At 40.7% G+C, this 15,268-nt stretch carries 15 protein-coding genes; 10 read left to right on the top strand and 5 right to left on the bottom strand.

Annotated elements, in window-relative coordinates; genetic code table 11:
* Window positions 1-250: 250 nt before the first annotated feature.
* Window positions 251-895, bottom strand: coding sequence for an orotate phosphoribosyltransferase (gene pyrE / locus H5162_RS12115; protein ID WP_145237117.1), 645 nt, complete (start codon window positions 893-895; stop codon window positions 251-253).
* 20 nt (window positions 896-915) lie between these two features.
* On the bottom strand, window positions 916-1,629 hold the full coding sequence (rph, locus tag H5162_RS12110; RefSeq protein WP_145237114.1) for a ribonuclease PH: 714 nt from the start codon (window positions 1,627-1,629) through the stop codon (window positions 916-918).
* Between the two features lie 178 nt (window positions 1,630-1,807).
* On the opposite strand from rph, the gene H5162_RS12105 reads away from it, so the two are divergent.
* From H5162_RS12105 to H5162_RS12080, 6 genes are all read left to right on the top strand, one after another.
* Window positions 1,808-2,668, top strand: a complete 861-nt coding sequence (locus H5162_RS12105; protein WP_182778628.1) for a YicC/YloC family endoribonuclease — start codon at window positions 1,808-1,810, stop codon at window positions 2,666-2,668.
* Between the two features lie 112 nt (window positions 2,669-2,780).
* The gene (gmk, locus tag H5162_RS12100; RefSeq protein ID WP_145237107.1) at window positions 2,781-3,401 is read left to right on the top strand and encodes a guanylate kinase; all 621 of its coding nucleotides are present in this window, start codon (window positions 2,781-2,783) and stop codon (window positions 3,399-3,401) included.
* Window positions 3,402-3,518: 117 nt separating this feature from the next.
* A complete protein-coding gene (rpoZ, locus tag H5162_RS12095) occupies window positions 3,519-3,794 on the top strand; it encodes a DNA-directed RNA polymerase subunit omega (RefSeq protein WP_064667923.1) in 276 nt (91 codons plus the stop codon).
* 128 nt (window positions 3,795-3,922) lie between these two features.
* Window positions 3,923-6,028 (top strand): bifunctional GTP diphosphokinase/guanosine-3',5'-bis pyrophosphate 3'-pyrophosphohydrolase, encoded by a 2,106-nt coding sequence (spoT, locus tag H5162_RS12090; protein WP_145237104.1) that lies wholly within the window; start codon window positions 3,923-3,925, stop codon window positions 6,026-6,028.
* Window positions 6,029-6,040: 12 nt separating this feature from the next.
* Window positions 6,041-6,433, top strand: a complete 393-nt coding sequence (locus tag H5162_RS12085; RefSeq protein WP_145237101.1) for a RidA family protein — start codon at window positions 6,041-6,043, stop codon at window positions 6,431-6,433.
* 153 nt (window positions 6,434-6,586) lie between these two features.
* Window positions 6,587-8,191 carry a DUF342 domain-containing protein gene (locus tag H5162_RS12080; RefSeq protein WP_145237098.1) on the top strand — a complete coding sequence of 535 codons (1,605 nt, stop codon included), beginning with the start codon at window positions 6,587-6,589 and terminating at the stop codon, window positions 8,189-8,191.
* Window positions 8,192-8,242: 51 nt separating this feature from the next.
* Here H5162_RS12080 and asnA read toward each other — a convergent pair whose 3' ends face one another.
* Window positions 8,243-9,238 carry an aspartate--ammonia ligase gene (asnA, locus tag H5162_RS12075; RefSeq protein ID WP_182778626.1) on the bottom strand — a complete coding sequence of 332 codons (996 nt, stop codon included), beginning with the start codon at window positions 9,236-9,238 and terminating at the stop codon, window positions 8,243-8,245.
* A gap of 198 nt (window positions 9,239-9,436) precedes the next feature.
* On the opposite strand from asnA, the gene asnC reads away from it, so the two are divergent.
* From asnC to recG, 3 genes are read left to right on the top strand one after another with little or no spacing between them, the layout of a single operon-like run.
* On the top strand, window positions 9,437-9,895 hold the full coding sequence (asnC, locus tag H5162_RS12070) for a transcriptional regulator AsnC (protein ID WP_145237092.1): 459 nt from the start codon (window positions 9,437-9,439) through the stop codon (window positions 9,893-9,895).
* Window positions 9,896-9,949: 54 nt separating this feature from the next.
* Window positions 9,950-10,636 (top strand): tRNA (guanosine(18)-2'-O)-methyltransferase TrmH, encoded by a 687-nt coding sequence (gene trmH / locus H5162_RS12065; RefSeq protein WP_182732244.1) that lies wholly within the window; start codon window positions 9,950-9,952, stop codon window positions 10,634-10,636.
* A gap of 60 nt (window positions 10,637-10,696) precedes the next feature.
* Window positions 10,697-12,778: an ATP-dependent DNA helicase RecG gene (gene recG, locus H5162_RS12060; protein ID WP_182718081.1), complete on the top strand. Its 2,082-nt coding sequence runs from the start codon at window positions 10,697-10,699 to the stop codon at window positions 12,776-12,778.
* A 50-nt stretch (window positions 12,779-12,828) separates the two neighbouring features.
* Here the strand turns inward: recG and H5162_RS12055 are convergent, their stop codons facing one another.
* Entirely contained in the window at window positions 12,829-13,746 is a 918-nt protein-coding gene (locus tag H5162_RS12055; protein ID WP_182735124.1) for a porin, read from the bottom strand.
* Between the two features lie 159 nt (window positions 13,747-13,905).
* Window positions 13,906-14,781, bottom strand: coding sequence for a LysR family transcriptional regulator (locus H5162_RS12050; RefSeq protein ID WP_145237078.1), 876 nt, complete (start codon window positions 14,779-14,781; stop codon window positions 13,906-13,908).
* A 91-nt stretch (window positions 14,782-14,872) separates the two neighbouring features.
* Here H5162_RS12050 and H5162_RS12045 point away from each other — a divergent pair, with 91 nt between their 5' ends.
* Window positions 14,873-15,247 carry a DUF413 domain-containing protein gene (locus tag H5162_RS12045; protein ID WP_145237075.1) on the top strand — a complete coding sequence of 125 codons (375 nt, stop codon included), beginning with the start codon at window positions 14,873-14,875 and terminating at the stop codon, window positions 15,245-15,247.
* Window positions 15,248-15,268 lie beyond the last annotated feature (21 nt).

Below are 15,268 nucleotides of genomic sequence, written 5' to 3'. Positions count from 1 at the left end.
CTGATTAACTCTTGCCTCGCTAAGCGTTGCTGTCTGCCGTCTCAGTGGGGTCGCATTATAGGGCGCGGCGAATTTTACGCAAGCGTTTTTTAAAGAAAACTTGAAATAAAGTGCTGTTCGTTCAAAATTCAAGCCAAACCCTACAAAAGAGATACTTTTTTAACTTCAAAATAACTTTATACGGTTATAAAACGCAAAAGCCCGATGAAAATCATCGGGCTTTTGTTGAATAGCTTTAAGTATACTTAGATTAAGCTATACCATATTGCTCACGATAAGCTTTTACTGATGCAAGATGCTCGTTCATAGTACCTTTAGTTTCAAGGTAGCTAATTAAATCTGCAAGTTTTACTATTGAAACTACTTTAGTATTAAAGTCACGTTCTACTTCTTGAATTGCAGACAGTTCAGCTTTGCCTTTTTCTTGACGATCAAGAGCTATCAAGACACCACTTAGATCCGCACCATTTTCTGCAATAATTTCCATAGACTCACGAATTGCTGTGCCAGCAGTGATCACGTCATCTACTAACATGATTTTGCCTTTTAGCTCAGAGCCTACTAATGTGCCGCCTTCACCGTGTGCTTTCTTCTCTTTACGGTTAAAGCAATAAGGCACATCTTTATTGTGATGATCTGCAAGTGCTACTGCGGTAGTTGTTGCAATTGGAATACCTTTATAAGCAGGACCGAATAAAACATCATATTCAATGCCTGCATCTTCAAGGGCGGCAGCATAAAAACGACCAAGACGTGCAAGGTCACGACCTGTATTAAACAACCCCGCATTAAAGAAGTAAGGGCTAGTACGGCCAGACTTTAAAGTAAACTCACCAAACTTTAACACCTGTTTTTCTAAGGCGAATTCAATAAACTCTATTTGATAATCTTTCATTACTATAAACCTATTACTTATTAAGCTAATGCTTGCTTCTGAACGTCAATGATTTCGCGGATTGAATGCTTCGCAAGAGTGAGTAATTCATCAAGCTCATCAAACGAGAAAGGTTCGCCCTCGGCTGTACCCTGCACTTCAATAATTTTACCTGTTTCGGTCAGAATTACGTTCATATCTGTTTCAGCGTCAGAATCTTCTAAATATTCTAAATCGCTAATAGCTTGGCCTTTATAAATACCTACCGAAATAGCTGCAATCATAAATTTAAGAGGATTTGAATTGATCATACCCTTGCTACGCATATGTGTTAACGCATCGACTAGAGCAACACAAGCACCACTGATTGATGCAGTACGAGTTCCGCCATCAGCTTGAATAACATCACAATCAATAGTAATGGTATTTTCGCCTAACGCTTTTAAATCAACTGCGGCACGAAGTGCGCGTGCAATTAAACGTTGAATTTCCATAGTACGACCGCTTTGCTTGCCACGCGCCGCTTCACGGCCATTTCGGGTATGGGTAGAGCGCGGTAACATACCGTACTCAGCTGTGATCCAGCCTTTACCTTGGCCTTTCATAAAACGCGGTACACCTGATTCAACAGTGGCTGTACAAAGTACTTTTGTGTTACCAAACTCAACCAACACAGAGCCTTCAGCATGCAAAGTGTAATTACGTGTAAATGTAACCGGTCTAATTTGGTTAGGTGTTCTTTCGCTTGGACGCATTCACGATCCCCTTAATTCAGAATTTCCCACATTATATGTATATATAGCTGTAGATGCCATGCTGATTTAAACAAAAGCAAATTGTAAAATTCGCAGCAACAAAAATTTCCGCTAGAGCTTAACCAGTGTTACGGTATAATCACTTTTAATATTGTTTAATAAAACTAGGAAACCATCCATGATCCACAGTATGACTGCTTACGCGCGTCGCGAAATAAAAGGCGATTGGGGCACTGGCACGTGGGAAGTTCGTTCAGTTAACCAACGCTACCTTGAAACCTTTATTCGCGCACCTGAGCAATTTCGTGGCATGGAGCCGGTGCTCCGTGAGCGCCTACGTAAACATTTACAACGCGGCAAGGTTGAAGTGTTCTTAAAGTTTGTGGCAAACCCAGCCCATGTTGGTGAACTTTCAATTAATGAGGCGTTGGCTGCACAACTGATCAATAGCGCCAAATGGGTGCAACAACAAAGTAATGGCGATATTAATCCTGTCGACATCTTACGTTGGCCTGGTGTTATGGAAGCTGAAGAGCTAGATATGGATAGCGTTAACACCGCACTCATTGCTGGTTTTGATCAAGTGATTGAAGATTTTAAATCTGCACGTGGTGATGAAGGCGCTAATCTTGAAGAGATGATAGCCACTCGCCTTGATGCTATTTTAGAGCAAGTAGCGATAGTTGAAACTCACATGCCAGAAATTGCCAAATGGCAGCGTGAAAAATTAGCACAAAAATTAGAAGATTTAACTGCAAATATTGACGAAGCTCGCCTTGAGCAAGAGCTCATCTACCTTGCACAAAAACAAGACGTAGCTGAAGAACTAGACCGTTTAAAATCTCATGTCAAAGAAACTAAAAAAATCCTTAAAAAAGGTGGCGCTTGTGGTCGTCGTTTAGATTTCATGATGCAAGAGTTTAACCGCGAAGCAAACACCCTCGCCTCTAAATCAATCAATAGCGACATCACCAATGCTGCGGTTGAGCTTAAAGTATTGATAGAGCAAATGCGTGAGCAGATCCAGAATATTGAGTAAGTGTTTCTTGGCTCAACTTGAGCAGTGTTTGGTTATTAAAGTATAATGGTGTTATCTAAGGCTTGAGTTACTTGTAACTCAAGCCTATTTATTTTTAGTAGAGAGCAAAGTAATGACGCAAACTCGCGGAAACTTATTTATTTTATCGGCACCATCTGGTGCGGGTAAATCCAGCTTAATCAATGCATTGTTAACTAAGTATAATGATATGAAAGTATCTGTATCGCATACTACTCGCTCGCCTCGTCCGGGCGAAGCAAATGGCGTGCATTACCACTTTGTAAATGTTGATGAATTCAAATCATTAATTGAAAAGAATGATTTTTTTGAATGGGCGCAAGTGTTCGATAATTACTACGGTACATCAAAGCAAGCAATTGAAGAGCAGCTTGCAGCAGGTATTGATGTATTTTTAGATATTGATTGGCAAGGTGCACGTCAAGTTCGTGATCTGGTCGCTGATGTTGAAACCATTTTTATCCTACCACCGTCAAAAGTTGAGCTTGAAGCGCGCTTAAATAATCGCGGCCAAGATTCACAAGAAATCATTGCTGGTCGCATGGCAAAAGCACAATCTGAAACGTCTCATTACAATGAATATGACTATGTCGTGGTTAACGATGATTTTGCAACTGCGCTGAAGGAAATTGAGACGATCGTATTGGCAAAACGCTTATCGCTACAAAGCCAAGCTATTCGCCATCAAGATTTACTCGTAGACTTACTGCGTTAAATCCTAATTTGGGTTCAGTAAGTATTTTATTTGTTTAAATTAACCACAAGCTATTGGCGAATCTGACTCGGTGCAGTAAACTACGTCTTTGCTTAAAAATTTATTTGGAGTGCTAAGATGGCTCGCGTAACTGTTGAAGATGCAGTAGATGCAATTGGTAATCGTTTTGATTTAATTTTAGTTGCGGCCCGTCGTGCCCGTCAAATCGCGGTCGGTGGTAAAAAGCCACTGGTTGATCCTGAAAACGATAAACCAACGGTTGTTGCTTTACGTGAAATTGAACTTGGTTTAGTAGATAGCTCATCAATGGATCTTATTGATCGTGAAGAGCAACAACATCAAGAGGCGGCTGAAATGGCTGCAGTTGCAGCTATTGTAGGCGGCAACCAATAATCTGACTTCCTTGTCTGATTTAGCCAACGGTATAGTATTTCTATTCTAGCCGTTGGCAATCCCTTCTTTTCATCGTATATTCTTAACATACCGTTACCTATTTGCTTCACGAGAACATTGGAGTGTGAATGTATCTTTTTGAAGGTCTAAAAAAGAAAATATCAGAATACTTACCTGCTGCTGATGTAGAGCTGGTACAAAAAGCCTATGTGGTAGCCCGAGAGGCCCATGAGGGTCAAACTCGCTCAAGTGGCGAACCTTACATTACTCACCCTGTTGAAGTAAGCCAAATTCTGGCTGGTATGCATTTAGATCACGAAACGTTAATGGCTGCATTAATGCATGATGTGATTGAAGACACCGACTTTAGCCAACAAGATTTAGCCGAAATTTTTGGCGAGACAGTCGCCGAATTAGTTGAGGGCGTAAGCAAGCTTGATAAGCTCAGCTTTAAAGATAAAAAAGAATTCCAAGCTGAAAACTATCGAAAAATGATTATGGCAATGACACAAGATATTCGTGTTATTTTAATCAAACTTGCTGATCGTACTCATAATATGCGCACTCTTGGAGCATTACGTCCTGACAAACGTCGACGTATTGCCCGCGAAACGTTAGAGATTTATGCGCCGATTGCTAATCGTTTAGGTATTCACGATATTAAAAATGAGTTAGAGGATTTAGGTTTTCAAGCCCTCTACCCGATGCGTCATCGCGCTTTAAAGTCAGAAGTTGCCAAAGCGCGCGGCAATCGCAAAGAAGTCATTTCAAATATTCAAACCGAGATAACAGCACGCCTTGAAGAAGCTGGCATTACAGCCACTGTTTCCGGGCGCGAAAAACACTTATATAGTATTTATAAAAAAATGCTTAATAAAGAGTTACTGTTTAATGAAGTCATGGATATCTACGCATTTAGAATTGCAGTTGATTCAATGGATATCTGCTATCGGGTACTTGGTGTTGCCCATAATTTATATAAGCCAATTGAAACTCGCTTTAAAGATTATATAGCAGTACCTAAAACTAATGGTTATCAATCGTTGCATACCTCATTAGTTGGTCCACATGGGATCCCTGTTGAGATCCAGATCCGTACTCACGATATGGATCACATGGCAGATAAAGGAGTTGCTGCTCATTGGATGTATAAAAAATCCGGTGATAGCGCAGGCCACACTGCACAACAACGTGCACGTCAGTGGATGCAAAGTTTGTTGGAATTACAACAAAGCGCAGGCTCATCATTTGAATTTGTTGAAAACGTTAAAACAGAGCTATTCCCAGAAGAAATTTACGTGTTCACTCCTGATGGTCGCATAGTCGAGTTACCTATGGGTGCAACCGCCGTTGATTTTGCATACGCGGTCCATACCGATGTTGGTAATACCTGTGTGGGTGCACGCGTTAACCGTAAACCTCATCCGTTAAGTAAAGCATTAGATACGGGTCAAACAGTTGAAGTGATTACCAGCTCAGGTGCGCACCCTAACGCAACGTGGTTAAACTTTATTGTTACCGGTAAAGCACGTTTAGGAATTCGCAATTACCTGAGGAGCCAACATCATGAAGAAGCTTTATTACTTGGCCGTCGCTTACTCGACTCAGCTTTAGGTGAAACGAAGTTCGATGATCTGCCTGACGAAAATATTAGTCGCGTATTAGCAGAACATGAACTCAATACTGTATTAGAGCTATTAGTTGAAATTGGCTGCGGTAATTTAATGAGCATGCTGATCGCACGCCGCTTACTGCAAAATGACAATGATGATTTAGGCGATATGACTAAAAATGCTAAAGCGACCATTATTGGCACTGAAGGCATGCTAGTTAATTATTCTAAATGTTGTCGACCAGTGCCTGGGGATGCTATCACCGCACATATAAGCCAAGGTAAAGGCATCACGGTTCACCGCCAAGAATGTAAAAATATTCGCGGCTGGGAAACTGAACGCTCCAAGTACTTGGTTGTTAAATGGGATGATAATCCAGAAAAAGAATATATTGCAGCACTGCGTGTGGAAATCATAAACCACCAAGGCGCACTCGCAAAACTAACCAATGTAATTGCTACAACCCAAGCAAACATAGTGGAAATTGCCACAGATGAAAAAGAAAGTAATTTATACGTGATAGATTTAGGGATCACCGTGAAAAACCGTGTCCATGTTGCTAATATCATGCGCCGCATTCGCGTAATGCCTGATGTGCAAAAAGTCTATCGTAAAAAATAACATAGGAAAATCATGAATAAAGCATTTATTTCTACGGATCTAGCACCTGCTGCCATCGGCACTTATAGCCAAGCAGTAAAAGTTGGTACAGCAGTTTACTTATCGGGTCAAATTCCATTAGTTCCAGCAACGATGGAAGTGATCTCTGAAGATTTCGCAGAACAAACACATCAAGTATTTAAAAATATTAGTGCGGTATGTGAAGAAGCCGGTGGCAACATCCAAGACTTGGTAAAAGTTAATATCTATTTAACTGATCTATCTAACTTTGCGACGGTAAATGAAGTAATGAGCCAATACTTCAAAGCACCTTACCCTGCCCGAGCAGCAATTGGCGTGCGCGCATTACCAAAAAACGTGCAAGTTGAAATTGACGGTATTATGGAATTGCCTTCAACAAATTAAGCTTACAGCAATACACCTAGGTATTTATGCTTAGGTGTATTAACTCATCAGTCCCCTTTTCCTCGATTTTCTTGACAGTTATTCAAATCTCTAGCACTCTATCCTTATATAATTATAAAAACCTTTAACTTAAGTGTTGTAAAAGGATGATCCGTGTTTAAGCTTGCTCATAACGGTAATGTACTACTCGATGTTATAGAACATTCGCCGCCTAGTGCCGCTTTTGTTATTGAGGCTCTAGAAAAATCAACATTCTGTGAATGTCGCATAGACTATGATGCTATCAATGCTTTTTTTAAAGAGCCTAGTAGCGAACGTAGTTTAGTGGTTGCCAGTAAGCATGACGCCACACTAACTGTTACACTCAGTGATGATAAAATGTTAGCAACAGGCGAACTAACACTCGCACAAGGTGGCAAAGTTTTAGCCCTTGATCAAGCGAAACAGCAGCTGATCAAAGCTGGGGTTGCTCGGGGCTACAAACAAGCATTTTTAGAGCAGCTGCTACAAAAACAATTTGAATTACCCGCTGGCACTACCGTTAAAGGTATCCTCGCTAAAGGTCGCTTACCAGAAGACGGCAAATCATCAAAATTACTCCCTCAAGTATTAACTTTAAAAGAGCGTTTGCATACCCCGAAACTGCGCGAAGATGGCACTGTCGATATGCGCGACTTTGGCAAGTTAGCAAGTGTTGAACCCGGTACATTGTTAGTTCGACAGCAACCCGCAACCCCTGGTAAAGAAGGTTTTACCGTAAAAGGCGATGTACTTCCGGCAAAAGCAGGAGAAAGTAGCCCGCTAGTTGCTGGTGAGGGCAGTGAAATATCAAAAACTAATCCTCTTGAATTAATCTCAAGTATTGCGGGCGTACCAGTCGAAATACAAAATGGCATGCGCGTTGATGATATTTTTACGATTGGCGATGTCACAGTTAAAAGCGGCCATATAAACTTTGATGGCAGCATTATTGTCACTCATAATATAGAGCCAGGCATGAAAGTAACCGCGAAAGGCGATATAACTGTGATGGGGACGGTTGAATCCGGAGAACTGACAGCGCAAGGTAATATCACCATTAAACAAGGTGTGATTGGCCACCAGCTAGATGATAAAACACTTTCGTGCAAAATTATTTGTAACGGTGATATTCATTTATCTCACGCCCAATATAGCTACCTTGAAGGTAATAATATTTTTATTGAGCGCCAAGCTAGCCACTGCGCAATGAAAGCGACTAAGCTTTTACAGATAGGCCAAGCAGACAATCCACAAGGGAAGTTATTTGGTGGCGAGATCCTGGATGCCGGAATGATTATCGCTGGTGAAATTGGTAATGAATCTGGCGCTAAAATGCTCATAAACATGGTTGCCTCAGGAAAGTCTGTTACTACTGAAACCGATGAATGCCTTAAAGAATTAGCTAAAACCGATGAGCAATTAGACACCCTGCAAGCAACGCTAGAAAAGGCCGATTTAGTAAAAGATTTAGATAAGAAAAAACTATTGCTCGCTAAAATAGGAGCTACTCAGCAACATTATTGCCAACAAGCAGAGCAGCTAGAAAAACGCCTAACAACGCTAGAACAAAGTCTATATGAACTACTTGATAATGCTAATTTAGCGGTCAATAAAAAATTGCATTCTGGGGTAGAAATCCACATTTTCGATAAAGTATTAAGAACAAATCGCAGCTACCCTCCTTGTAACGTAAAACTGCAAGAAGGAAAAATAGAGATTGAATTTAAAACCAGTTGATCGCAAGCAGATAGAGACTAACAGCAGATAGTCTCTATTCTCTCGTCTACGTTATAAAATACCAGCCACTTGTTGTTTTAACTCCTCCGGCCATACACTTACTTGTACTTGACCGATGTGAGGTTTTTGTAATAACAACATCGCCAATCGAGATTGACCAATGCCACCACCTATTGTCTGTGGTAATTGTTTAGCTAGTAGTTGCTTATGCCAATCAAATTCTAAACGAGCTTGGTCACCGGTAATTGCAAGCTGTGCAACTAATGCTTCTGGTGATACGCGAATACCCATTGATGAAATTTCAAAAGCATCTTCAAGCACAGGGTTCCACAGTAAAATATCACCATTTAAGCCACTGTATTGCTCGCAGGTCTGAGTCGACCAATCATCGTAGTCAGGTGCGCGTACATCATGAATATTACCATCGGCTAATGCCCCACCAATGCCTATCAAAAACACCGCACCATATTCTTGTGTAATCGCTTTTTCGCGCTGCTTGGCAGTAAAATCAGGGTACATTTGACGTAACTGTTCACTGTGTACAAAAGTAATATCAGCGGGTAAAAATGGTGATATACCAAATTCATCAGCAACAAATTGCTCGGTTGCTTTTAAGCCTTTATACAAGGCTTGTACTGTTTCTTTTAACTTATCAAGAGAGCGCTCAGAACTGGCACAAATTACTTTCTCCCAATCCCACTGATCAACATAAACAGAATGGATGGGGCTTAATGACTCTTCATCCGGGCGCAACGCTTTCATATGTGTGTATAAACCTTCACCAATTGCAAAGCCGTGCTCAGCTAGTGTTTTTCGCTTCCATTTTGCCAAAGAGTGAACCACTTCAAATTGACTCGCTGGAATAGTTTTAACTTTTACCGCAACCGCATTTTCAGTGCCACTTAGGTTATCTTGGATACCATCGCCTACTTTAGCCAAAATAGGCGCTTGTACTTCAATTAACCCTAGCTGTTGTTCTAGCTGGTGTGAAAAATACTGTTTAACTTTACTAATTTGCAGCTGTTGCTGGACAAAGTGTGAACTCATAATAATTGGCCTCATTCCCAGTTATTGTTACTTGCATAAATGCATGATTGCACTACGAGCAACCATGTCGTTAAAGCAATCCTCAATCATTTTGCACTTTAATTCAATAACCAATAACAAAAACACCTTTACCATATTAATTTGATTAATTTAGTGGTATAAAAAATGATGATTCAATAATTTAAAGATGATATTTATATGGAAAATTATCAAATCGATAATCTTGATAAACAGATCCTCCACGCATTAATGGATAATGCCCGCACAGCCTATGCAGAATTAGCCAAACGGTTCGCCGTTAGCGCAGGTACAATTCATGTACGGATTGAAAAAATGAAACAAGCCGGGATCATTACAGGCACCCAAGTTAGCGTCAATGCCAAGCAGTTAGGCTACGATGTATGTTGTTTTATTGGCATCAACCTCAATAATGCTCGAGACTACCCACAAACCTTATTGCATCTAAAGGAACTTGAAGAAGTCGTTGAGGCTTATTACACAACCGGTAACTACAGTATTTTTATTAAGGTAATGACCCGTTCAATTGATCATTTACAAGATGTATTGATCAATAAGATTCAAGCTATCGAAGCTATTCAGTCAACCGAAACGCTAATATCACTGCAAAACCCAATTAGCCGCTCAGTAATGCCTTAAGACGGTAATTCCCGTATAATAGCGGCAATTTTATGAGTTCAGACAAGGCTAAAAATGGAAAACACCCGCTATCATCGCATTAAACACGTACTAGATCGTCGTCAAACCGATTTAACCGTGTGCTTAGAAGATGTGCACAAACACCATAACTTGTCTGCAATTGTTCGCAGCGCTGATGCTGTGGGTTGCCATAATGTTCATGCAGTATGGCCACAAAACCAAAAATGGCTCACCAATAATACCTCTGGGGGCAGTAAAAATTGGATCGCAACTCACTTACATAAAGATATCGACAGCGCTGTGGCTATGATGCGCCTGCATAATCCGCAAGTACAAATACTCGCTACTAACTTATGCCCTGATGCTGTTGACTACCGTGAGATTGATTATACTCTGCCAACAGCCATTATTGTCGGCCAAGAAAAAACCGGGATCTCTCCACAAGCACTTGCCCACGCAGATAAAAACATTATTATTCCAATGCAAGGTATGGCGCAGTCTCTGAATGTGTCTGTGGCCGCTGCACTGATATTATTTGAGGCACAAAACCAACGCCTGCAAGCCGGCTTATATGAGCGCACTATGCTGGATGAGAGCATAAAACATAAGATGCTATTTGAAGGTTGCCATCCAATCATTGCACAAAAATGCAAAGAAAAATCGCAACCCTATCCAGCCCTCGATGAAAATGGTGAAATCATCGCTGATGATGAGTTTTGGCACAAATTAAAACATGCTTGATGACAGGCCTGTTCGCACGTAAACTAAAAAGTATCTAAAAATGAAAGATTTGAGCGTATTGTGTCAAAGCCAACTTTAAGCCGCTACCCAATCACTGACCTCAAAGGCGTTGGTCCAAAGATGGCCGAGCGGCTAAAAAAACTCGGCATTAGCACAGTGCAAGATATGCTCTTTCATCTACCGCTTCGATATGAAGACCGCACCCGTATTTATGCTATCAGTGATTTAGCTGTGCATAGTCATGTCAGTATTGAAGCCACCATAGAAACCAGCCAAATTACCTTTGGTAAACGTAAAATGCTCGTTTGCCAAGTTAACGATGGTACTGGACGACTCACCCTGCGATTTTTTAATTTTACTGCAGCACAAAAGAATACCTTAAGTAGCGGTAAGGTGATCCGCTGTTTTGGCGAGGTACGACGTGGCAGAGTCGGTTATGAAATGACTCATCCTGAATACAGCCTCAGCGATACACCGAGCGAACAACCAACAGCAACCACACTAACGCCTGTTTACTCGACAACGGAAGGGTTAAAACAACTGTCGATCCGTGCATTAAGTGATCAGGCGATTGCATTACTTGAAAAATATCAGGTAGAAGAGTTATTGCCAGTGCAATTCCAACACGCTGGTATGGATTTAACTCAAGCACTGCTACTTTTACATCGCCCCGCTAATGATGTAGATATCACCGCATTAGAGCAAGGCCTGCACCCGGCTCAACAACGTTTAGTGTTTGAAGAGTTACTGGCGCAAAATTTGAGCTTATTAAAATTACGTCAACAAGGACAGCAAGTAAAAGCAGTTGCTCTGAACCCTATTAATCATCTGGAGCATGATTTTTTAGCGCAGCTCCCCTTTGCTCCAACCAACGCGCAAAACAAAGTCGTCGCTGAAATAAAAAACGATTTGCAGTCTCCTTATCCAATGATGCGCTTAGTACAAGGCGATGTTGGCTCAGGTAAAACCCTGGTTGCGGCACTGAGCGCCTTAACAGCTATCGCACAGGGCTATCAGGTGGCATTAATGGCACCCACCGAAATTCTGTCAGAACAACATGGCATTACTTTCGAAAATTGGTTTACGGCTTTAGGTATAACTACAGCATGGCTCGGTGGTAAAACCAAAGGAAAAGAACGCAGCGCAACGCTTGAAAAAATAGCATCAGGTGAAGCGCAAATGATTGTTGGGACTCATGCGTTATTTCAAGAGCAAGTAACATTTAATAACCTAGTGCTTATTATTATTGACGAACAACACCGCTTTGGCGTCCATCAGCGCTTATCGCTACGAGAAAAAGGCCGTTTTGGTGATTGCTATCCCCATCAACTGGTTATGACAGCAACACCGATCCCACGTACACTGGCGATGACAGCTTATGCCGATTTAGAAACGTCCGTGATTGATGAGTTGCCACCAGGACGTACCCCAATTAAAACCATTGCACTACCTGATACGCGTCGTGATGAAATTATTGCTCGTGTAAAAACAGCCTGTACCGAGCAAGGTCGTCAAGTATATTGGGTATGCACCTTAATTGATGAATCGGAAGCATTGCAATGCCAAGCAGCAGAAGATAGCGCACTGCAATTAACTCATGCACTGCCAGAGTTAACTATAGGATTAGTTCATGGCCGTATGAAAGCAGCAGAAAAGCAAGCTATTATGAGCGAGTTCAAAGCTGGAAAAATTCATATATTAGTGGCGACAACGGTCATTGAAGTCGGTGTAGATGTGCCGAATGCCAGTTTGATCATCATTGAAAATCCTGAACGGCTTGGCCTTGCACAATTACATCAGTTACGTGGTCGAGTTGGTCGTGGTGCAATCGCATCCCATTGTGTGCTTTTATACCACGCACCGCTGTCTCATACTGCACAAAAACGTTTGGCTGTTCTAAGAGATAGCAATGATGGTTTTGTAATTGCAGAACGTGATTTGGAAATTCGTGGTCCAGGTGAAGTGCTCGGCACAAAACAAACAGGTTTAGCGGAATTTAAAATTGCTGACTTAACCAGAGATAAGCACACACTCAACTTAGTCAGACCTATCGCACTACAAATGCTCCGCCAGTATCCTGAACAAGTAGAACAACTAATCAATCGCTGGCTTGCGGGTAAATCAGTGTATGCACAAGCTTAATAGTAAAAAGCCTTACTGTAATAAGTAAGGCTTTTTCAACAGTCTAAAGACTAAAACTTGTATTCCATGCCAACACCTAAGTAATCTTGATCAACATTGCTGTCCATATCAAAATTAGTGTAGAAGGCAAATAACTTGGTGTTTTTGCTCAAGGAGTGATCAACACCTGCAGAGATGGCAGACTTTTTATCACCCGCATCAAAATCCATTACTTGGTATTGAACTTTAAATGTATTGCTATCAAGAGTGTAAGCCGCATTAACTAAATAACCATCGGCATCACCGCTACCATCCACTTTTTCTTGGCTTTGGTACATTGCACCTAATTTAAAATCAGCTACCTTCCCTTGCACGGTAGCGCGTACAACATCATAACCATTAACTTCACTGTCGGCAGCAACTGATGCATAAACATTGCTTTTCTTCAGTCCAGCATCGCCATAAGTAAGTGCTAATGAATAACCGCTATCGCCATCACTGTCTTTTTCTGCAACGTAAGTTGCAAGCACTTTAAAGCCACTTAAATCCTTTGATGAATAAGTAACTGTATCACTAAGACGGTTTTCACCTTTAAATAAATTTTTGATATCACCTTCAAGGTTATCAAATAAATCCAACTTTCCTTGTGATTGCTTTAAAGCAGTATCATTACGGCCAATCACTAGTTGACCAAATCCACCTTTTAAACCAACGTATTGATTACGTGATGTAACCGTGTCTTTTGAATCATCAGAAACATTAACTTGAAATTCGAACTTATAAATAGCTTCTAAGCCATCACTGATGTTTTCAGAACCTTTAAAACCGATTCGCGATGCATTGCTTTTAATTTCGCTGAATGACCCTTCACCGTCATCCGAAGATTGCACAGAGACATTTGCTTTACCATACACATCAACATCAGCAAATGCAGAAAAAGATAAACCACTTAACACAGCTAGTAATAGGCTCGACTTTGCAAATTTCATATTATTTCCTCAATAAACGCAACAGACTAATTTTTAATTCGCTGCATTTTGCCTGCGGTAAATGACAGAAATATTACAACAGAAATATTTATGACTCATATTATTCATAAAAAGGAACAACAAAAGACATCAAATCAACACAAAACTGTCATATATAGCTTACTTAGCACTAAATTCACTGCTTATTGTTGGTGTTAATTCCAGTAATAAATTAACCAACGTCTCAAGCAAGGGTTTTTGTTCATTATCTCTGTGATAAGCGACAAAAATATCCCGAGAAGTATGTTCCACATCAGACACTCGATGTAGCTCCCCTTTATCTATATGGCTTTTCGCTAAAACTTCAGGAATAAATGCACTACCTCCACATTGTAGTATCAAATCTAATGCAATGCGTCCTGTGCTGGTACGAAAATATGGTGGAGTGTGGCCAGTAAATTGCCGTGCATGCCAAAGTGAGAAGGTAGTTCCCCAGTCAACATAGACATATTGATTATCAAAAAAGTTATCATTAGCAGCTCCTTCAAATGCACTGATAGGTATAATTGGCAAGGTGCAAATACGCTCAACTACTAATTCATCCACTTTTGGTGGATCAAATAAAATCGCTAGATCTAAGGTGCGCTCTAATAATAACCTTGTACTTTCTTGCTGTGCTTTAACTTCAGCCACCAGCGATACCCCTGGCATTGCAGAAACAATATTAGTGATACCAAACTGTAAAAAAGCATCCCAAATATTGGGCGTCCCTGCTAAACTTACTTGCTTATGCATATTATCAGCAAGAGCAACATCGACTTTAGCTCGTTGCATACCAGTAATAATCATTTGCGCATGGGGTAATAAGCGCTCCCCTGGTGCAGTCAATTGGATGTTATTACGTTGGCGGATAAATAAATTAACCCCTAGTCCTTGTTCTAATTGACGAATTCGAAAACTCACCGCAGACTGCGTAATGTAAAGGTTTTCAGCCGCTTTACCAAAGTGACGAGTACGTACCACTTCGACAAAGGTTTTCAATAAATCTATATCCAATTATTTATCCTCACGATAAAAATTTTTTGTTTAATAAATTGCGCAACTTGATCCATACTCCAGCTTGAAAATAGGGTATGAGGAAACAGCCATGAGCAATGATATTTCACTACTTCGCCAAGCATTTGTAAGCCAACGTCAGTTTTATGATGATCAAAACTTTCCGCGCGGATTCGGCCGCAGCGGTAATTTCACCTTACTAGAAGCCAGTATCCTTGAACAACACGGTGTTGTTCTAAAAGGGTTATATAATAAAACCCTTGAACCACAAAATGAAATCCAAGAACAATTTTTTGCCGTTGTCTCTGGTAATCAAGAACCAACCAACGCAATTGAACGTGCGTGGATTAAATACCTAAAGCTAACGACCTGTAAAGCAAAGTTTCATACTCTGTTTGGGCGTTCTAAAATTTCAAGTCCTGCACCACAAAATCCAGACTACTATTCGGAGTCTGATAGTTTATAAAAGTAATGGTGTTATTTGCTT

The organism is Pseudoalteromonas sp. SR41-8, assembly GCF_014163915.1.
GTDB classification, from domain to species: Bacteria; Pseudomonadota; Gammaproteobacteria; order Enterobacterales; family Alteromonadaceae; genus Pseudoalteromonas; species Pseudoalteromonas rhizosphaerae.
Note: the sequence above shows the minus strand (reverse complement) of the source record. Positions and strands in the feature narration are given on the sequence as shown.